Below are 20,472 nucleotides of genomic sequence, written 5' to 3' on the forward strand. Positions count from 1 at the left end.
TTAGGCATAGTAGTGATGTAGTAATTATTGTATAAATTAATTCGACAAACAAACAAATGGTTATAGCAAAACGTGGGCTAATTCTTGGTGCAACAGCATTAATGTTAACAGGCGTTACGGTCATAGGCGCTGGTATTCATCTTTCCTCTCAAGCATCATTAAATAATAACGACCCTAAAGAATTAATCGACCAAGTTTGGCAAATTATTGATAAAACTTATGTTGATGGTACTTTCAATCAAGTAGATTGGAAAGCTACTCGCACTGAGTATCTCGATCAAACTTATACAACTGATGAAGAAGCTTATGATGCGATTAGGGAAATGCTTGAAAAGCTAGGAGACCCTTATACCCGCTTCATGGACCCGGAAGAGTTTAAAAATATGCAAATTGACACTTCTGGAGAACTCACAGGTGTAGGTATTCAACTAACCCAAGACCAAGATACAAAAAAATTAGTAGTAATTTCACCAATAGAGGATACTCCGGCTTTTAAAGCAGGTGTTCAAGCTAAAGATATTATTAGCAAAATAGATGGTCAAAGCACTGAGGGAATGGATATAAATCAGGCAGTAAGTTTGATCCGCGGTCCTATCGGTTCTCAAGTAACTCTAACCATTAAACGAGAAGGTCAGGAAATAGACTTTCCTATTACTAGAGCAAAAATTGAAATTCATCCGGTAAAGTATTCTCAGAAAGACAGTTCTCTGGGTAAAGTTGGTTATATCCGCTTAAATCAGTTTAGTGCTAATGCTGCTGGTGAAATGCGAGAGGCCATAGATGAGTTAGAGACTCAGAATGTATCGGGTTATATTTTAGATTTACGTTCTAATCCTGGTGGCTTACTTTATGCTAGCGTAGAAATTGCTCGGATGTGGCTCGAACGTGGAGATATTGTTTCTACTGTAAACCGTAGTGGTGTTACCGATCGCCAAAAGGCTACTAATAGGTCTTTGACAGATAAGCCATTGGTGATTATGGTGGATGGGGGTTCGGCAAGTGCAAGTGAGATTCTTTCTGGTGCTCTACAAGATAATGAGCGAGCGACATTAGTAGGTACTAAAACTTTTGGTAAAGGGTTGGTGCAGTCAGTGCGTGGTGTGGGTAAAGGTGCAGGGTTAGCAGTGACGATCGCTAAATATTTCACCCCGAGCGGTCGCGATATTAACCATGAGGGAATTAAACCAGATGTAGAAATCTCTCTGACAGATGAACAAAAAGAAGCTTTGCGGAAAAGTCGCGACAAAATAGGTACTCTTGACGATCCTCAATATGCAAAAGCATTGGAAATTTTGAATCAAGAGATTGCAAAACTCCAAAATAATAAAGCTCAGTCAACAACAAAGTAGATTGATAAATTAATTATATTAATTATTCTGGCTGACATTTTCCTGCTCGAATCAATCCTACACGACGGGCGATCGCTTCTTCAACAGTATTAAATGGACCCCATGTTTCTATAACGTCGGGGTCTTTTTTTTGTTCGACTTGTGTACTAGGCAAAATTTCACAGGTTTTCTCTAGTTTCTTGATAATATAGTATTTTTGTGATGAGTCATTCATATTAAAAAAGGAAGAGGGAAGAAGGAAAAAGGCAGAAGACAGTTGGTAATAACTCAAAAAGTGGCGTTGCATAAATACGGGATGATTTTAATAGTTTTGTGGGATGGGCATCTTGCCCGTTCCCGTTCCTGATATTTTCGGGATAGTCAGGATGCCTGCCCCCACTTACCATTTATATTCATCCCCCCCTCAGCAATGCCCAAAAAGTACTTATATCATGTCAAGATAATTAAGCATAATCAAAATTTTATATTTAAGGGTTATTGAAGAAATATCCCAAATTCATGATCTGTTTCCAGTATTAGCTCTTGAATTTACACCTACGATGTACCACCTAACACCTACAGCCTAATTAATATAAATATTTACTTAACAAAGTTACAAACCATATTAACATAATAATGTTTTTTGTACTTCCAGTAAAATTATTAAACTAAAAATATGGGACGTAAGTTTTATGGTGCAGTATTCCCATTCATTTTAGGCATAGGATTTGTCTTGTCTATTACTCCAAGTAGTGAAGCCAAGAAACAACAATCAAGTGAAAGTCTTGACCAAACTGCTCAGATTTTAGAAACAATAGAGGAATACAATCCACTCAAGCAACCTCCACAGACATCGAAATCACTTGAAGAGTTAGACCAAAAAAAAACAAATATTGTTACAGAGAAAAATGATGATACCTTAGGACAAATAGAACAATACAATCGACTCGATCAGCCTCCCGAAATATCTCCGCCCCTAGAACGAGTTAACTCTGTCAATCAACTTAGTGATGTTCTACCCACAGATTGGGCATATAGTGCCTTACAAGGATTAGCAGAACGCTATGGTTGTCTATTGGCTTCCCCAAATGCTACATTTGGTGGCAATAGAGCCATCAGTCGTTACGAATTTGCAGCAAATCTTAACGAATGTTTACAAGTTATTCAAAGCCTGATTGAAGAGTTCAATGAAGGTTATATTTCCCAAGAAGACTTAGCAAAAAGCCAACGATTACAAGAAGATTTTGCCGTCGAAATAGCCGATACTAAATCCCGCCTGAATGCTCTAGAAACACGAACAGATATCCTGGAAGCTAATCAGTTTTCTACCACAACATTACTAAAAGGGCAAGTAACTATGGCCCTTTATGATGCTTTCGGTAATGATGGTAAAGACGGTGCTACTGTAAGTGCCGATGATAGTCAATTAGGCTTTGGTCATGCCGTAACATTGAACTTTGATACCAGTTTTACAGGTCTAGACTTCCTGAGAACTAGGCTAAGAGTTGGAGACTTACCTGGAGTAAATACAGGTACAGCTCATACTTTCATAGGCGCAGGTTCTCCACCTAATGACATAGCGCGATTAACAGAAGTATACTATATTTTTCCCCTCAACACGAAAATGAGTCTTTATATAGGAGCTGCTGGACTTGACTTCGATTTGATGGCTCCTGCTCTTAATCCCAAACTACTCAGTGGTAATACAGGAAGTATAGCCTTGTTCGCTTTTTACAACCCCGTCATTTATATTCAAGTAGGCGGTGCTGGTTTAGGTTATAGTTATCAAATTAACGATAATTTTAGGTTAGATGTTGCTTATCTGGGAGGTGGTCCTGGTGGTGGTACAGGAAGAGTTAACGATCCAAGAGAAGGTGGTGGACTTTTTAACGGTACAAATAGCGCTTATGCTCAGTTAACAGTTTCACCAACCGTAGATTTTGATTTTTCTTTTGCTTATGTAAGAGCATATTATACAGCAGATTTAGTTAATGTAGCAGGTTTTACAGGTAGCAGAAATGCTCAACGACCTTTTGGCAGAGTGGCAACTTCAGCAGACCATTTTGGATTCCAAACTAGCTATCGCTGGGCACCATTTACTTTTTCTGGTTGGGTTGGTTATAGCAATGCTGAAGCAGAAGCAGGCGATCGCGAAGGGGATGAAGCAGATATTTGGAATTGGGCAGTGACAGTAGCTATAGATGACTTAGTGTTTGAAAATGGAAGTTTAGGTATTTCGGTTGGTCAACAACCAAAAGTAACACATATTGACAATGGTGAAGATGACCCAGATACCTCTATACAATTTCAAATTTTCTACAATTATCGAATGTCAAATAATATAGATGTAACATCCGGTTTTTTTATCGAAACACAACCAGAGCATGACGATCGAAATGACCCAATTTCAGTATTTGTTACTCGAGCTACTTGGAGATTCTAAACCTCGTCCATGTTGAAACCTGAAGTTTCTAATTATTCCGATGTGTCATTGCGATGTAAGGAAGCAATCTCGAAGTATTGGCAGAAAAACTATAGTTTTCAAAGTAGAAGCGGTTTAATTATTCTAATTATTCAAACGAGGAAAAATGAATAAAAAACTAAAAATTCTGATTTTTTTATGGTTGGCATTCCTAGGGACTATTTTTCCAGCAAAAATCAGTCACACACAAACAGAGGAAACTATCATTAGAAGAGAGCTGATATTCGTAGGAGTTAGAGGAGATTCTCCTTGGTTTGGCTACAGAAATGACGGAAAATGGACAGGGTATTGTATAGATATTGCCTATGCTTTAGCTGAACGTCTGAGTGCCAACCAACTAGACCCAATTAGGGTAAGATTAGTTACATCAACTACCCAAAGTCGTTGGGATATGGTAACAAGTGGTCAGGTAGATTTGGAGTGTGGTCCTAATACTATTAGTGCTGAACGTGAAGAAAAATACGGCGTTAGTTTTTCTACACCTTTTTTTATTACAGCAACACAAATCTTAGTCAAAAAAGAAACCCAAGAACAAGATTTGAAGGATGGTAAGGGGGTAGTTGGTGTAGTTAGGAATACAACCAATGAAAATGATATTAAAACAAGTTATCCTGATGAACGAATTGATAATAAATATTTAAGCAGAGAACAAGGGGTAAAAGCTTTATTGGATGGTGAAATTAATGGATTTGCCAGCGATGGAACTCTTTTGTTAGGTTCATTATTTATACTGAACTCTGAGTTAGGGGAAGATTATAATTTACTCACTCCTCAGCAAAATGGCCGTCCTTTTTGTGCAGGTTATGGCTTTATACTTCCTGGAGGAGAAGAAAATTCTAGTTGGAAGAGGTATGTTAATGACTTTCTTGCTAATGATAAAAAAGCTCGAAGAGTCAGACAAAAATGGTTGGGCGATCTAAGTGAAAATAGTCAAAGAATTTATGATGCTTGTACTCAGGAAAGTTAGAAGTCAAAAATCAAAAGTCAAAATAAAAAAGATTGAGTAGTTGACTGTTTTATCTAAAGTAGTGCGTTAGAATTGTCATTGCGTTTTGCTGGCGCATAACTCCGTTAACGCTCCGCGAAATGTTTGCGGAGCATGACCATAGGAAAGCAATCTAAGCGTCAATTTCCTATTGCATTATTTTAGTTGAAACAGTCCACTACAATCAAATAAATATTGACAGGTATTATGGAGATAGTAGTTTTTACTACTATTACCAAACTATTATAGCAATCGAAGCAAAGGGCGCGGACAGATCAAAAGCTTAAAACTCAGACAAAGCAAGAATTTCCCTTCTTGGTTCTTCCTTCTTCCTTCTTTCTTCTGCTATAAATGCAATTACATTTACTACTGGCGGTCGATAGAACTTTACCTGCAATAGCTATATAGAACCCATTTGAGATCTATATAATTATGGTAGTCAAGTCTTTTCGCGCATCAATTTTGAGGAAAAATCATCAGCAAGGAGTTGAATTTTTTGTATTATCTCTGCCCACATCTTCCCTCTTCCCTCTTCCCTCTTCCCTTCCCCTCCTGGGAGGGGTTAGGGGTGGGTTGTCTCCTGTCTCCTGTCTCCTGACTCCTAGATAAAAAAACTTGGTATTTATCAAGATACGCTCAGGGGTTCTATAGGTTAATTAATTTTCTCCTTACTATGTAATTGCTAATAAGTCAATTCATGGTTAGGACAACTGAGGAAAATTAGTTCATTATGGTTGGAGATATATGAGGTGATCGCTGCTTTAAACAACGAAATAATCAATATTTGCAGCTTTAAAATTGTATTAGGCAGTAAATACCTATGGATTATATTGAATTTATCATATCACACATATCGAGAAAAAAGGCTGAAAGTATTGAAATTATGTTGAGTAGTTAGGATTTTTTTTACTGTTTTTTGTCAGAGATTAAGGAAAAAAGAAAAAGTATAAAGTTTCTATTTTAACTTATGTCTTTTTCCTTCTTCCCAACTAACTTACATTGTAAAAATTCAGATATTAATATCTGATAGCTGACAACTAAATGCTCACCTTACATTGACCCACGGTTATGAGGAGAATCTAAATCAATCTCCGGACCAACCGGTACAATTTTAGTAGGATTAACATTAGGATGACTCATGTAATAATGCCGTTTAATATGGTCAAAATTACAAGTTTCTTTTATCCCTGGATATTGATAAATATCTTTCAGATAATTCCAGAGATTTGGATAATCCCAAATATGACGTAAATTACACTTGAAATGAACATAATAAACCAGGTCAAAACGAAGCAAAGTAGTAAACATACAAATATCAGCTTCAGTTAAGCGATCACCACACAAATAACGTTGTTTTGATAATATATTTTCCCAATAATCTAAAGCAGCAAATAAATCTTTTACTCCTTCTTCATAAGCTAATTGAGAACCTGCAAAACCCGCTCGATAAACACCATTATTAATTGGCTGGTAAATAGTATCAAGAGTTTTTTCAATAGTATCTTTTAAATCTTCAGGACACAAATTCAGGTCATTTCTAGCAATACCATTAAACTCAGTATCAAACATCCGAATAATTTCACGGGATTCATTATTAACAATAGTATTTTTCTCCTTATCCCAAAGTATAGGTACGGTAACTCTCCCACTATAATTAACATCAGCTTGAAGATAAACTTGCCAAAGATAATTAGTATGATTAATAGTATCAGGAATACATCCTGATTCTGAATCAGAAAATTCCCAACTATTTTGGTCAATTACTGCCCCTACAACTGACAACCCAATAGCATCTTCTAATCCTTTTAACTTTCGCATAATTGCAGTTCGATGTGCCCAAGGACAAGCCCAAGAAATGTATAGATGATAACGTCCTGTTTCTGCCTTAAACCCACTAGAATTATCTGGCGTAATTTTATTCCGAAATGTAGTATTAGGGCGAATAAATCTACCTTGAGAATCTTCTTGTTCTCGTTTAGAGACCCATTTACCATCAATTAAAATACCTAATCCCATGATTACCCCCTCAAAAAATAAAATACTTGTTGAATAATTATCATACTATTTAGGGGTGGGGAGTAGGGGAGTAGGGGAGTAGGGGTACTTTAATATTTTTCACAGTTAAAATGCCTTCAAAGCTAGTAGGGGTAAGGGAAATACGTTGCTCTGGCTAAAAATGGCTCTTTGCGTAGCATTCCGCAGGAAAACCTAGATATATCAGGAAAAAGGTTGATTAAATGTAAAACCTAGACCATATAAGAGTTTGATGCTTTTATTAACATATTTTTTGCCAAAGTACCCGTAGGGGAAATTGAAGTAATAATAGAATTATAAACATATATTATATTATATAATTTTCCATCTATATCAGGAGTCAGAAGGAGAGAGAATCACAAAGATGAGGGTAGTTATGACAATTGGAGATTTTTTTTATGTTCAATCAAACCGATTTGATATAACTCCTAAAAAAACTAGCTTATAACAATTAACTAGGAGTTTTCCTAGCTTTTTTTCTAGCCTTTAATAACTCCAAATTTTTTTTCAAAATCATCATAGCATCTTGATTTTTTTGTTCTATATATAACCCTCCTTTCAATACTTTTTACTTTTTACTTTTTACTTTTTACTTCCGCGTATCGGAACTGGCTTCTTTTCTAGCCTTTAATAACTCCAAATTTTTTTTCAAAATTACCATAGCATCTTGATTTTTTTGTTCTATATATAATTCTCCAGCTTGCAAAAAATTTTCTACACTTTCATCATCTTGACGTAGATTAGCAAAAGCCAAACCCCGATTATGATAAGCTTCAGCAATAGTTGAATTATTTTTCAGAACTTCAGCAAACTTATTTATTGCCTGTTGATAATTTCCCTTTTGAAAAGCCTCACATCCTTGTTGAAAATTTACTTCTGCCTCTGATGGTATTGATGAAGATGCTGAAATGAATTCTGTAAATAGGACAGAAATACTACCTTTTCCATGATAAGCATATATCATAGCACCAATACCAATGCTACTTATTAATCCAAAAAAGAGTAACCAAGTTAGAAAATTTGTAGTTTCCATATATTAATATAGTTCTAAGTAAATTGAATTATTACTATTCAAGATTTAAGAATCAAGTTATTGATTATTATAGCAATTCTATTTAAGTTGTAATATTTTGATGGTAGGAGTGTTAACGATAGTTATGCGAAGCTAACGGCCTCCGCTTTACATTTCGCGGAGCATTAACATAGTTGTGCGCTAGCAAAACGCCCGTACAGGAGTCAGGAAGACCGAGTCAGAATTTTAAAGGTTTTCAATTCAAATTAACTATGATCAAAATTGTCATATAAAATCCGGTTATACAATTATCGCACTTTCTACTTCCATTCAATGCAGATATAAAATGCCAGAATATCTCCAGATAATTCCCACTCTCATCCTGACTTTCTCCTGACTCCTGACTCCGAGCACGATACGATAACTAATATCATGTTCCCCCTCCGGGGGAGCTACGCTAACGGTTGAATACTTAGACTTTGCAGGAAGGAAGGCAGAAGGCAACCCACCCCTAACCCCTCCCAGGAGGGGAAGGTAGAAGGGAAAGAAAGCTTCAAGGCCAGAAGTTTTTTTATAACTGATTATCCGTTAGCGCAGCTCCCCTGGAAGGGGAACATAATATAATTGCCTGAATTATATATCACAACAAATTTAGGATTGCTATAAGTAATTTTTCCCAGAAAAAATGTTTTAAATTGTAAATTATAGCGTTTTTATCTAGTGTCTAATTGTATAAGTTAATCTATTTATTAGAAGTTATTAGAAGAATGAAAAAAGCCTAAACTCACCTAAACTCAAACGAAGTCAACTCAAAAATAATATTACTAATTTTTGCAGCTAAACACTAGGATGTGGAGAACAAGTACTATGAAAAAGGAAATAGGGAATAGTAAAGGAGGTAAAACAGCATTAAATAGTAGCAAATACAAGAATATAAGGTAATCTATTTATTCGTCACATTCTTTTTTCATGCATGGTCTTAGTGATAAAAAACTTCCTTCTTTTTTCCTCCTGACTCCTCCATTGACAACTGAATTGATCTTTCTCTTAATCAGGTTAAATAATTTCATTACAAGAGCAAGGTAGAATTGAGAAGATAATTTACCAGTGAACTTAATACCAATGGATAGTAAATTAGTCAACCAGGCTAGATATTGGCCTTTGCTGTTATCCGTGCTTATATTAAGCTCCTGTGGAGGTGGAACACCACAAGCAGTAGCACCCCCACCTACTGCGGTTGAAATAGCCAGAGTCAATCCAACTCAAGTGGCAGACAGCACAGAGTATATCGCAATAGTAGAAGGAAAAGAAAGAGCAACTATTACGCCAAGAGTTAGTGGACAAGTCAGCCAAGTATTTGTATCACTAGGTAACAGAGTTAAAAAAGGAGACCCCATACTGCAAATAGATCCTTCTCAACAACAGGCAGTTCTTGATAGTAATATTGCTCAGATAAGTTCAGCTCAGGCACAATTAGATAGTGCAGAAGCTCAACTAAGAGCCTTGAGAGATGATAAAACGGAACTAATTGCCCAAAGAGAATTAAATTCTGAAAGAGCTAATCTAGACAATGCTGAAGCGAACCTCCGGAGGGAACGTCAGGAACTAAATAGATTACTAGCTGAATTTGGCTTTCTGTCTGAAGAAGCTAATTTAGAAAATACTCAAGCAACTCTCAGGTCAGAGCGTCAGGAACTAAATAGATTACTAGCTGAATCAAGTTCTTTATCAGAAGAAGCACAATTAGAAGATGCCGAAGCAGCTTTACGAGCACAAAGAGCTGAAAAAGAAAGAAGGGAAGCGACTTTAGAATACCAAAAAATTGAACAAGTAAGATTTTCCACTTTGTATGAAGAAGGAGCTGTCCCTAAAGAAAGGTTTGACCAAGCGACCCGTGACATTAGACAAGCTGAAGCTGAAATAGATGCTATAGAACAAGAAATTGATGCAGCACAAGCACAAGTAGAAAGTGCCAAAAAAGACTTACAAAGACGCACAGGTACATTAGATGCTCAAATAGCAGCTCAAAAAGAAGTTATAGATGCTGCTAAAGCACAGGTAGAAAGTGCCAAAAAAGACTTACAAAGGCGCACAGGTACATTAGATGCTCAAATAGCAGCTCAAAAAGAAGTTATAGATGCTGCTAAAGCACAGGTAGAAAGTGCCAAAAAAGATTTGCAGCGTCGTATTGAAACTTTAGATGCTCAAATAGCAGCTCAAAACGAACAAATTTCCTCTCAGGAAAGTCAGGTAGCTCAAGTTCGCGGTCAACTACAACAAACTCAGGCAAATGCAGTGGCAGAACAAGTAGAGTTACAATATTACAATATTCTTGCTCCTATTAGTGGGGTGGTTGGAGAAGTAAAACCGAAAGTGGGTGATTATGTAGATAGTCAAACTGAACTAACCACTATTCAGGACAATAATACTTTAGAAGCGAATATTAATATTCCTATAGACCGACTTCCTGAAATTAGACTAGGTACACGAGTTGAATTACTTCAACAAACAGGTCAATTAATTGGTAGCAGTAGGATATCTTTTATCTCTCCAGATACAGGTCAAGGAACTCAAACTGTTTTAGTTAAAGCAATATATGACAATGGGGAAAAGAAACTGCAAACTAACCAGCAGGTAAAGGCAAGAGTCATCTGGGAAGAAAAGCAAGGATTAACTGTTCCTATTACTTCTGTCAGACGGATCGGAGATCAAGCTTTTGTTTTTGTTGCAGAAGAGAAAATCATGGATGGTGAGAAAAAGTTGATTGCAACTCAAAAACCTGTGAAGTTGGGAAGCATTCAAGGTCAAGATTATCAAGTAATTGAGGGATTGAAAAGCACTGACAAAATAGTTGTTTCCGGTGTGGTAAAACTCCGGAATGGTATACCTATTGCTGATGATTCTGAATTGGGCAATCCCATTGAGAAGAAAAATGAGAAACAGTCCCTCTAAAATATAGATGGGGAGATGGGGAGATGGGGAGATGGGGAGATGGGGAAATGGGGGGATAGAATATTGAAGTAGTTATAGAATTCTAAATATATTAGACATCTGGTAAAAATCAAAAATAAAATCAATTATCGTACAGAAATTATCAATTATTTTCCCCTCCATACCTATTCCCTATTCCCTCTTTTCTGGAGATGTTTATTATATAACTGGATTCTATAGCAATGTGCGCTGGCATATTTACAAATTACAAGAGGTGTCCAATAGCTAAAATCTTATATTATAGGTTTTTTATTCCCCCTGTTGCCTGTTGCCTGCGCGCAGCGCTATAACTGATAACTGATAACTGATTCATTATGCTTTTAAGTATTGCTGATACCTTTATCAAACGGCCTGTCTTAACGACAGTCTGTACAATCATAATTATATTAGCGGGGGCAATTTCAATTCCATTGTTGCCCATTGCCCAATTACCACAACTAGCTAATACCGAAATTCAAGTATCATCAACCTATATTGGAGCTGATGCTCAAACTACAGAAAATACCGTAACCACAATTTTAGAAAGAGAAATTAACGGTGTTGAAGACATGAAATATATGTATTCTAACACCAGTAATAGCGGTCAAACTAGTATTAATATTGTATTTCCTAATGATGTAGATCGAGACACCGCTCAGGTTAATGTTCAAAACCGAGTTTCTCAAGCAGAAGCTTCTTTACCAGATTCAGTCAGACAAACAGGTATTACTGTAGAAGCTGCATCCCCTAATATTTTATTAGTAATTGCCACTTATTCAGAAAAAGATGAAAATGGCAATTTCTTCTACAGCACTGACTTTATGAGTAACTACATCGATCTGAATGTCTTAGATCAAATTAAACGTATTCCTGGAGTTGGTCAGGCAACAATTTTAGGGGAAAGGAAATATGCCATGCGCATTTGGCTTAACCCCCAGAAAATGGCAGTTCGTGAATTAACAGCTCGGGATGTAGTTAATGCTTTGCAAGAACAAAATATTCAGGTGGGAGCAGGTAAAATTGGTCAAAACCCAGCACCACCAGATTTAGTTTATGAAATTCCTCTGCAAGCTGTTAGTAGGTTAAAAAATGCCCAAGAATTTGAGGAGTTAGTGCTGAAAGTAGATGAAAATGGTACTTTGGTTAAGGTTAGAGATATAGGTAGAGCTGAACTTGGAGCGGAAAATTACGATCTAGTTACTACATATAATGGAGATCCGACTACGGGTTTAGCAATCTATCAACTTCCTGGCAGTAATGCTCTAGAAACAGCAAATCAAATCAAAGCTACAATGCTGGAGCTTAGTCAGAATTTCCCCCCCGGATTACAATATAGCGTTGCTTATGATACAACCTTATTCGTGGAAGTATCATTGCAAGAGGTAGTTATTACTCTACTCCAAGCTGTAGGATTAGTGGTTTTGATTATCTTTATTTTTTTACAAGATTGGCGAGCTACCTTGATTCCAGCGATCGCTATTCCTGTAGCTTTAATTGGGGCAATGGCTGGTTTGAAAATTTTGAATTTTGAAATTAATACTCTGACTTTGTTTGCTTGTACTTTGGCGTCGGGTCTCGTGGTGGATGATGCGATCGTGATTGTGGAGGCAGTCTCAAGTAAAATTGAACAAGGAATGAAGGCAAGGCAAGCAGCATTGGATGCAATGGAGGAACTCACTGGAGCAACGATCGCTACCTCTTTAGTATTGATGGCTGTGTTTATTCCGGTTTCATTCTTCCCTGGAACAACAGGAGTAATTTACAAACAATTTGCTTTAACTATTGCTTTTGCTGTTGCCTGCTCAACTTTTAATGCTCTGACCTTTTCTCCTAGTATATCTGGTTTGTTACTGCGCCCAAAACAAGAAGCTACTGGACTCTTGGGTTGGATATTTGATACCTTTAACCGAAGTTTTGGTTGGTTACAAGATAAGTACGGTAAATTAGTCAGCTTTCTCACTCGCATTAATATAATTGTCATGGGGATTTTTATTGCGGGTCTAGTGGCAACTGTTTGGATGTACGGTTTAGTTCCTGGTGGTTTTGTTCCCGAAGAAGACCAAGGTTATTTTATCGTCATTTATCAAGCTCCTGACGGAGTTTCCCTCAATTATAATGCTGATGCAGCAGCCAAAATTCAACAGGAAATTGAGGAGATTGACGAAATCAAATCTTCTTTTGGTGTTGCAGGGTTTGGTTTTGATGGTCTCAACCCTAGTCAAGGGGTATTTTTCGTCCTACTTAAACCTTGGGAAGAACGAACTTTACCAGAGCAGTCTGTTTATGGCATCACCAGAAGATTAAATGGAGCGTTGCAAGGAATAAAGGAAGTGAATGCCTTTGCTGTGAATGCCCCACCAGTACCAGGATTAGGTAGTACGGGAGGTTTTGAATTTCAATTGCAAGACCGTACTGGAAGTTTGCCTATTCAAGCATTACTCGAAAATGGTAATCGATTAATTGGGGCAACTAATTCCCCAGAATATCCTAGTTTACAAGCTGTTTATAGTCAGTTTAGCGCTAATAAGCCTCAGAAGCAAATTGAAGTTTTACGCGATCGCGCTAAGGCATTAAATGTGAATGTTAATGATATATTTTCTACCTTACAAATTTATTTCGGTTCGTCTTATGTGAATGATTTTGTTTTAGGGCAACGCCAGTATCGGGTTTATGTTCAAGCGGAGCCAGAGTTTCGTTCTAAACCTGATGATATTAATCAATTGTATGTCCGCTCTGTTGATGGTGAAATGATTCCCCTGGGAAGTTTAGTCAGAATCAAAGATTTTGTCGGGCCGGAGATTATCACCCACTATAACATTTTCCGTTCCATGAAAATTCAAGGTGGACCTGCTCCTGGTTATAGTTCTGGGCAAGCGATCGCTGCCATGGAGCAAGCCTCGGAAGAATTGTTAGACCCTGGTTTTGGTTATGCTTGGCAGGGCAGTGCGTTAGAGGAAAAATCATCTGGTGGTGCAGCACCGATTATTTTTGGCTTGGGTTTTGTGATGGTGTTTTTGGTACTAGCAGCACAATACGAAAGCTATATCGACCCTTTAATTATTATGCTCTCGGTACCACTGGCGGTATTAGGCGCTCTGGTAGCAATTTGGTTTCGATCAAATATACTTATGGCTGGCTCTGTTTGGCCAGTGGTTACAAATGATGTGTATGCTCAGGTTGCCTTAGTGATGTTAATTGGTTTGGCTTCCAAGAACTCAATTTTGATTGTAGAATTTGCCAACCAGTTAAGGGATAAGGGTGTAAATATTACTAAGGCAGCAATTACAGCAGCAGAGCAACGTTTTCGACCAATTCAGATGACGGCAATCTCCAGTTTGATTGGTTTTATGCCTCTAGTTATTGCTACTGGGGCAGGTTCGAGTAGTCGTTGGTCTCTTGGTACTGCAATATTTGGGGGAATGTTGTTTGGTACTCTTTTGAGTTTGTTGATTACTCCTAATTTATATATTGCTGTTAAAAATTTGGAGGGATGGCTGTTGGAGGGTGAAAAACCTAAGAAGTCAGAGCGACCTGATTTGTCAAATTATGATGATGCTCATTCTCATGGATATGAATCTGTTGATGATGGTATCAAAGATAGCGATCGCGAGCACACTGTCACTGCAAATGGTTCCAATGGTTCATCTGAAAATCAAGCTAATTCTACAGAAAATACTACCTCTGATTCTGATATTGATGAGGTTGTCAGACAGAAGCCACCTCAAAGTTAGATCGAGCTAGTATTATTGCAGAAGGAAAAAGGAAAAATCTGGCGTTTTCTGAATTTTAAGCTTTTGATATGTCAAATACAGTGCTTAAGATTATTTCACTATCCAAGTCTTTGATGATTTATACCATGTCCGATAGCGCAGTTATAATTAGCCTCTCTCTAAGAACTCAGTATTATCTGTCAAAAATATTATCAAGTATGAAATTTTGGACTCGACCTGCTGAGTAGCTAAGTGGATCTATTTAATCTAGGACATAAGCTTCCCGTAAAACCTAAGTCATTTGACAGAAAGATTCTTAAAATATGGAAAAGAATATATTTGAAACAATTATCTTCGTGATAGGTTCTAATCAAATCAAGCATTTGTCATACTTATAGTGACTTTCAGCTATTCATTATAAAGGAGTGTATCCATGGCCTTAAAAGTAGCTATCAATGGATTTGGCCGTATTGGACGTCTAGTTTTCCGTGCTGGACTTAACCATCCCGACTTAATCGAGTTTGTTGGGATTAACGATTTAGTACCACCACCAAACCTAGCCTATTTATTAAAATATGATTCAACTCATGGACGTTTCCAAGGAGATGTGTCAGCTTCAGATGATGGTATGACAATTAACGGAAAATTGATTCCATGTGTATCAGTTAGAAATCCTGCTGAACTACCCTGGAAAGAAAAAGGTGCAGATTATGTAGTTGAGTCTACAGGATTATTTACCACTTTTGACGGTGCTTCAAATCATTTGGCAGCAGGCGCAAAGCGAGTCATTATTTCAGCTCCAACAAAAGATCCAGATAGGGTAAAAACCTTGTTGATGGCTGTTAATCACGATCAATTCGAGCCTACCGAAGATACTATTGTTTCTAATGCTAGTTGTACTACTAATTGTTTAGCCCCTATTGCTAAAGTTATTGATGATAATTTTGGTTTGGCAGAAGGTCTAATGACAACTGTTCACGCTATGACTGCTACTCAACCAACTGTAGACGGTCCGAGTAAAAAAGATTTTCGGGGTGGACGTGGTGCAGCTCAAAATATTATTCCCGCTTCTACTGGTGCAGCAAAAGCAGTAACTCTGGTTTTACCACAATTAAAAGGCAAGCTGACTGGTATGGCATTCCGGGTTCCGACTCCAGATGTTTCTGTAGTTGATTTAACTTTCAAGAGCGAGAAGTCAACTAGCTACAAAGAAATTTGTGCAGCGATGAAAGCTGCTGCCGAAGGACCGATGAAGGGTATTCTTGGATATACTGAAGACCCTGTAGTTTCGACTGATTTTACCAGCGACTCTCACTCTAGTATTTTTGATGCAGGTGCTGGAATTGAACTTAACTCCAATTTCTTTAAGGTTGTTTCTTGGTATGATAATGAATGGGGTTATTCTTGTCGAGTAGTAGATTTAATGTTATCAATGGCACAAAAAGAAGGTATTTTAAGTCAATAGCTAACTAACAATAATTCAATTATGGTAGAGGCGTGGAGTGCCTCTACATTTTATTCTTCTTTTGTTTCTCTAGTTCATAGGTATAGCAGTTGTAATTACTGTATTTGGTATATCAAAAGCTTAAAAGTCAGACAACACCAATATTTTTCTTCTTCCTTCTTCCTTCTTCCTTCTTCCTTGTGCCATATCATAATATAATTATATAAAAATAAGTTAAATGGAGTCAGCTTTTATGTCTGAACTACCACCACTGAATAAAGAAACTATTCAGGCAATTATTGATGAAAAAATTGATGATCATACTGTTAATCAATTAGTTTGGTATTATCTTGGTTATCGCTATGATGCTAATACTGATAAATGGGATGCTTCTAGTGTCGCACCAGAGTGGCGAGATGAATATCTAGAACCTCCTAATTTTATTGAATTTCGCCCGCCCACTGTCAAGTTAACTCGTTCTATTCCTAAAGAAAATAAACAGTTACTGAAGCAAAAGTTAGGTTTTAAAGGTTATAAAATAGGAGAATTTACTCCTGTGCAAGCACGCCGTGCTACTATGGCAAATTGGCTTTTAAGCTACATGGAAATTAGTAGTCGTTGATATTTTTTATATCAAATTGTAGTAAATATCTTTATAAATTTTCATACATTGTAGAGACTTTCATTTCAATAGAATGTTTCTACATTTTTTTCACTATAATAATGATTTGATTTGTCAAAAATCTAATAATGGCCAAGAAGTGAGGTTGTTCAACCGAATTTGATATTATAATATTATGTTCGGATACTTAGGGATTGCTGATTAAATCTAAAAGCATTTACAGATAAAGGTTTTAGCCTTTTTAGAACGAAAAAAAAGTGCAACTTTTTAAGCTTGAGCGACCAAAAAGTTAGGATTTTGGGCTAACTACGGCAAAAAAATAAAGGGATAAATATATCCGACTACCTCCTCTAAATCCCCAATTCCTCCTGACTTCCCCTCCTGGGAGGGATTAGGGGTGGGTTGACTCCTGACTTCTGACTCCTACCCCTGCCAAAAGACTTTTTCAGCAAACCCTAATTAGTTATAATAATAGTTATAATGGAGTTTTTGTTTGTAGTTGGGCTTTAGCCCTTTACAGAACTTTTGATATTGATGAACCACATTATCACAATCACGCACCCTATAGGGACATTCCATGGAACGTCCTTACTGTAGTCTACCGGAATGAAAACCCTTGTAAATATTGGCCTTAGGGCTAAAGCACAACTATGAACCTAATTATAACTGTTCTACTGTAAGCGTAGCTCCCCAGAAGGGGGCACATAATATTACCTAATTGCCAGATATTTTTTCACATTTTCACAACCAAAATTAGGATTGCTATAGATGTCTATTGATTGATTAAATTGAACTAATCTTCTACACATCCATCTAGTTTTTCTGAATTTTTTTCCAAAATTATGACATCCGAGCTACTCTCTATTTTTGCTTGTTGAATCCAACCTTTATCTTTTGGTTGTAGTAAAAAATTAGAAAATTCTAGGTCAATATTTGAAGGAGTTTCAGTTGCACAAATCTGTAATTCTAACCAATTTTCTTCCGATTGATTCAATTTTCTAGTTACTTGGAGAATACTACCATCACCAACTGTACCTTTAACTGTCTTATTTGTTGTATTATTTAGTAATTCAATTGGTTCATGTAAGCTTTCGCGATCATGACCGCCATGACTAATCAATATAAATGAACCTATATCCAAAGATAAACTAGGAGAAAATATAGAATTTGTTTGTTGACTAGGGTTTTTCGTATTTCCTGCAAAAGTATTATTCTTTGGAGAGCTTACATCCAATGGCTGTGTTATTTTTTTTTGCTCTGTTAATCCTTTTACTAAAGGACTTAAAAAATATGCCAATATTCCACCTAATACCAGAAGTATCAGAATTCCTGACAAGTAAAACCACCCACTTTTATATTCTGAGTCATATGGAAAATTTTTGGGTTTATTGTCGAAAAATTGATTATCTGATGAATTAAATTCCGAATTTTTTCGTGATTTTTCTACTTTTAAATGCTGAACTTTTACAGGTGGAACAGACAATTCTGTTATCTGACCTTTATCAGTTACTTGATAATACACTAAAGCTACTGTTACATTATCATGACCATTTGTGGCGTTAGCAATTTCTATTAATCTATCTCTCACTGTAGCTAGATTTGTTTTCCCTTCTAGCAATGGTAATATTTCTGTTTGCCAATATTGTTCTACTCGATTTTTATCGCTTAAACCATCAGAACAAATCAAGAAAATACTATCTTCATCTATTGGAAAACGTTGTACAGTTGGATGTAAACTTGTTGAGGCCGTAATACCCAAAGCTTGTACTAGAGCACCTGATGCAATTTGGTTGACGGCATCTTGATATAAAGAGTAGCCTAATCTGACTTGACGAGTCGCAACATCATCATCTAGAGTTACTTGATAGCATCGAGTCGGAGTAATCCAGTAAGCACGACTATCTCCTACATGAGTGATGTAGAGTTCGTGTAGATGGGCGAGTGCCATAACTAGAGTTGTTCCCATCCGTTGACGACCTTGGCGTTGCTCGTTATCATTACGCTCATAAATGGCATCATTAGCGGCATAAGCAGATTCTTCTAATTTTGTAATTATAGTCAGAGGATCGCCATCTTCAGGTATGTTCTGTAATCTTTGGCACAAAACTTTAATTGCTAACTCTGATGCTTCTTCTCCTCCTTCTTGACCACCAATACCATCGCAGACCATAGCTACTGTTTTATAACTCGGTGGATAGCTAATGGCTGTTTTGCTGGGTGGGTAACAAGCATCTTCATTGTTAGAACGATTAGGTCCGGTATCTGTAGCAGTGGCAATGTTAATTTTTCTAATTTGCGATCGCCCCAATAATTCCAGAGCTTGATCTAGTTGTACTATAACCTGATCGGCATTGTAGACTTCACCTGCAATCATTTGGTGAAACAGTTGTTTCAAGAATTTTTCTACTGCTGGATGAGCATTGCTTGCCCATTTCTGCCAGAATCTACCTAAGTGCTGCAATGTCAAAGATTTTTGATCTGCCTGTAGCTCTAATAAGCGTACTAATTGTCCTTCTACCCGCAGATTTTCTGAATTTAGCAAACTAGAAGCTACTTTTTGCACATTCAACGGTTGCCAAAGTTGAGCTATTTGCCATAACCAATTTAACTGTCGCATTGCTGTAGCATGTTTCCATGATGTAGCTATTTTTGGCATTAAGCTTCCTGAATTGGAATTAATTGGCCCTGCTTCTAAAAGCCAAATTTTTCGAGTCCCTTTTTTTTCTGTTACTGATATAATTCCAAAAACTTGAGGAATATGAAGTCTATAGGGAAATAATCTTAAATATGGTTCTATTTTTCCCGGAATTTCTTCGGGCATCTGGGGCGTTTTTTCTGGTTGAGTATCCATTAGTATTCGATCGTCTTGAACTTGATAACGATCTACTATTATTTCTCCTGGCCGATAGGTTTTTATCCCTTCACCTATAACCCACAGGTAGTGTTTTGGCATAGTGTTTTGCATCAGGGCTCCTCGCAGCTTTCGGCCATTTCTTTGATCGGTTAGATTTATCTTTAATTATTTATGCTAGTTGAATTAGGTCTTTGTTCTTGATTTTTCAGCATAATTTCAATATCTATCTAAAAATATCTAATTCCTAAACTGTTTTACTGATAAAACTATAAATATTATCTTGATTGTCAGTTGTACTAAGTTAATTTTATCATATATTGTTTTTAATCATGTGACGTGATTCATGTCTAAATTTTCTGATTCTAATGCTCTTAGTAATTTTACCAATCAAGAAACTAATTACAAACAGCCACTTCCTCAGTATAGATATAGATTAGCTGTTAACTCAACTTAAACATTCTCATGAATTATATTATAAAATGTTTAATATGGAAATTTTTGCTTTAGTCGAAACTCTAGAGCAATTTTTTCCTGATACTTGGAGTCAGTCAATTTATGGCCAATTGTCAGGTATCTATGAAGCAATTTTTACCGAAAAGCGACGTTGAAGGCCCCCGTGTTTTAACCGGGGGATGAAAACAAGCGAGTCGCTTAGACTAGACAACTTTAGTTGTCCTGTGTTATTATTACCTACAATAACTGTTCGGTCTGCCCGNCACCGTCAACGGGGGTGTTCACGCATTACATGGGGATTCTCACCCCAAGTAATTTTCCTCCTGTCTCCAGTATAGCTGTCTCCTGTCTCCTTCAAAAATATCAAATCATTCGTCACTGTGCAACGCCAAATTTTGGGCAACAGGCAAAAGGGAGAAATTGATCGGGGAACGCATTTTTATTATCGCTAATTAATGAGACTTGATATAAGCCCTAATTAGGGTTTGCTGAAAAAGTCTTTCTTCAGGAGTAGGGGATAGGGGAGCGAGGGAGTAGGGGAGAATTGTTTTGCCCAACTCAGCAGCAAAAATGTACTC

The 20,472-nt window shown here is 36.9% G+C and carries 13 protein-coding genes; 7 read left to right on the forward strand and 6 right to left on the reverse strand.

The window, feature by feature from the left end; translation table 11 throughout:
* Window positions 1–56 precede the first annotated feature (56 nt).
* Complete coding sequence (gene ctpC / locus F6K06_RS07770; RefSeq protein WP_287240179.1) at window positions 57–1,349, forward strand: carboxyl-terminal processing protease CtpC; 1,293 nt, start codon at window positions 57–59, stop codon at window positions 1,347–1,349.
* A gap of 22 nt (window positions 1,350–1,371) precedes the next feature.
* On the opposite strand, the gene F6K06_RS07775 is transcribed toward ctpC, so the two are convergent.
* On the reverse strand, window positions 1,372–1,503 hold the full coding sequence (locus F6K06_RS07775; protein ID WP_345789240.1) for a DDE transposase family protein: 132 nt from the start codon (window positions 1,501–1,503) through the stop codon (window positions 1,372–1,374).
* 501 nt (window positions 1,504–2,004) lie between these two features.
* Here F6K06_RS07775 and F6K06_RS07780 point away from each other — a divergent pair.
* A complete protein-coding gene (locus F6K06_RS07780; protein ID WP_124142848.1) occupies window positions 2,005–3,771 on the forward strand; it encodes an iron uptake porin in 1,767 nt (588 codons plus the stop codon).
* A 145-nt stretch (window positions 3,772–3,916) separates the two neighbouring features.
* On the forward strand, window positions 3,917–4,777 hold the full coding sequence (locus F6K06_RS07785) for an amino acid ABC transporter substrate-binding protein (protein WP_124155133.1): 861 nt from the start codon (window positions 3,917–3,919) through the stop codon (window positions 4,775–4,777).
* 494 nt (window positions 4,778–5,271) lie between these two features.
* Here F6K06_RS07785 and F6K06_RS07790 read toward each other — a convergent pair whose 3' ends face one another.
* The 3 genes from F6K06_RS07790 to F6K06_RS07800 form a co-directional block, all read right to left on the reverse strand.
* A complete protein-coding gene (locus F6K06_RS07790; protein WP_161564295.1) occupies window positions 5,272–5,424 on the reverse strand; it encodes a hypothetical protein in 153 nt (50 codons plus the stop codon).
* Window positions 5,425–5,845: 421 nt separating this feature from the next.
* Window positions 5,846–6,811 (reverse strand): glutathione S-transferase family protein, encoded by a 966-nt coding sequence (locus F6K06_RS07795; protein WP_124142850.1) that lies wholly within the window; start codon window positions 6,809–6,811, stop codon window positions 5,846–5,848.
* Window positions 6,812–7,418: 607 nt separating this feature from the next.
* Entirely contained in the window at window positions 7,419–7,862 is a 444-nt protein-coding gene (locus F6K06_RS07800) for a hypothetical protein (RefSeq protein ID WP_287240172.1), read from the reverse strand.
* Window positions 7,863–8,963: 1,101 nt separating this feature from the next.
* Here F6K06_RS07800 and F6K06_RS07805 point away from each other — a divergent pair.
* From F6K06_RS07805 to F6K06_RS07820, 4 genes are all read left to right on the forward strand, one after another.
* Window positions 8,964–10,793 (forward strand): efflux RND transporter periplasmic adaptor subunit, encoded by a 1,830-nt coding sequence (locus F6K06_RS07805; RefSeq protein ID WP_287308778.1) that lies wholly within the window; start codon window positions 8,964–8,966, stop codon window positions 10,791–10,793.
* Window positions 10,794–11,146: 353 nt separating this feature from the next.
* Entirely contained in the window at window positions 11,147–14,542 is a 3,396-nt protein-coding gene (locus F6K06_RS07810; protein ID WP_287240167.1) for an efflux RND transporter permease subunit, read from the forward strand.
* A gap of 412 nt (window positions 14,543–14,954) precedes the next feature.
* On the forward strand, window positions 14,955–15,986 hold the full coding sequence (gap, locus tag F6K06_RS07815) for a type I glyceraldehyde-3-phosphate dehydrogenase (RefSeq protein ID WP_124155081.1): 1,032 nt from the start codon (window positions 14,955–14,957) through the stop codon (window positions 15,984–15,986).
* Window positions 15,987–16,218: 232 nt separating this feature from the next.
* Window positions 16,219–16,587 carry a DUF1823 family protein gene (locus tag F6K06_RS07820; protein ID WP_124142854.1) on the forward strand — a complete coding sequence of 123 codons (369 nt, stop codon included), beginning with the start codon at window positions 16,219–16,221 and terminating at the stop codon, window positions 16,585–16,587.
* A 793-nt stretch (window positions 16,588–17,380) separates the two neighbouring features.
* Here the strand turns inward: F6K06_RS07820 and F6K06_RS07825 are convergent.
* Both F6K06_RS07825 and F6K06_RS07830 read right to left on the reverse strand, forming a co-directional pair.
* Window positions 17,381–19,540 carry a protein phosphatase 2C domain-containing protein gene (locus tag F6K06_RS07825; RefSeq protein WP_161565021.1) on the reverse strand — a complete coding sequence of 720 codons (2,160 nt, stop codon included), beginning with the start codon at window positions 19,538–19,540 and terminating at the stop codon, window positions 17,381–17,383.
* Between the two features lie 622 nt (window positions 19,541–20,162).
* The gene (locus tag F6K06_RS07830) at window positions 20,163–20,297 is read right to left on the reverse strand and encodes a hypothetical protein (RefSeq protein ID WP_282433638.1); all 135 of its coding nucleotides are present in this window, start codon (window positions 20,295–20,297) and stop codon (window positions 20,163–20,165) included.
* Between the last annotated feature and the right edge of the window lie 175 nt (window positions 20,298–20,472).

The organism is Okeania sp. SIO1H4, assembly GCF_010672695.1.
Taxonomy (GTDB): domain Bacteria; phylum Cyanobacteriota; class Cyanobacteriia; order Cyanobacteriales; family Microcoleaceae; genus Okeania; species Okeania hirsuta.

Excerpts from the sequence above, each read along its gene's own strand:
- F6K06_RS07810 (WP_287240167.1), top strand. The coding sequence starts at position 11,147 with ATGCTTTTAAGTATTGCTGATACCTTTATCAAACGGCCTGTCTTAACG.
- F6K06_RS07800 (WP_287240172.1), bottom strand. The coding sequence starts at position 7,862 with ATGGAAACTACAAATTTTCTAACTTGGTTACTCTTTTTTGGATTAATA.
- F6K06_RS07780 (WP_124142848.1), top strand. The coding sequence starts at position 2,005 with ATGGGACGTAAGTTTTATGGTGCAGTATTCCCATTCATTTTAGGCATA.
- F6K06_RS07820 (WP_124142854.1), top strand. The coding sequence starts at position 16,219 with ATGTCTGAACTACCACCACTGAATAAAGAAACTATTCAGGCAATTATT.
- ctpC (WP_287240179.1), top strand. The coding sequence starts at position 57 with ATGGTTATAGCAAAACGTGGGCTAATTCTTGGTGCAACAGCATTAATG.
- F6K06_RS07785 (WP_124155133.1), top strand. The coding sequence starts at position 3,917 with ATGAATAAAAAACTAAAAATTCTGATTTTTTTATGGTTGGCATTCCTA.
- F6K06_RS07805 (WP_287308778.1), top strand. The coding sequence starts at position 8,964 with ATGGATAGTAAATTAGTCAACCAGGCTAGATATTGGCCTTTGCTGTTA.
- F6K06_RS07795 (WP_124142850.1), bottom strand. The coding sequence starts at position 6,811 with ATGGGATTAGGTATTTTAATTGATGGTAAATGGGTCTCTAAACGAGAA.
- gap (WP_124155081.1), top strand. The coding sequence starts at position 14,955 with ATGGCCTTAAAAGTAGCTATCAATGGATTTGGCCGTATTGGACGTCTA.
- F6K06_RS07825 (WP_161565021.1), bottom strand. The coding sequence starts at position 19,540 with ATGCCAAAACACTACCTGTGGGTTATAGGTGAAGGGATAAAAACCTAT.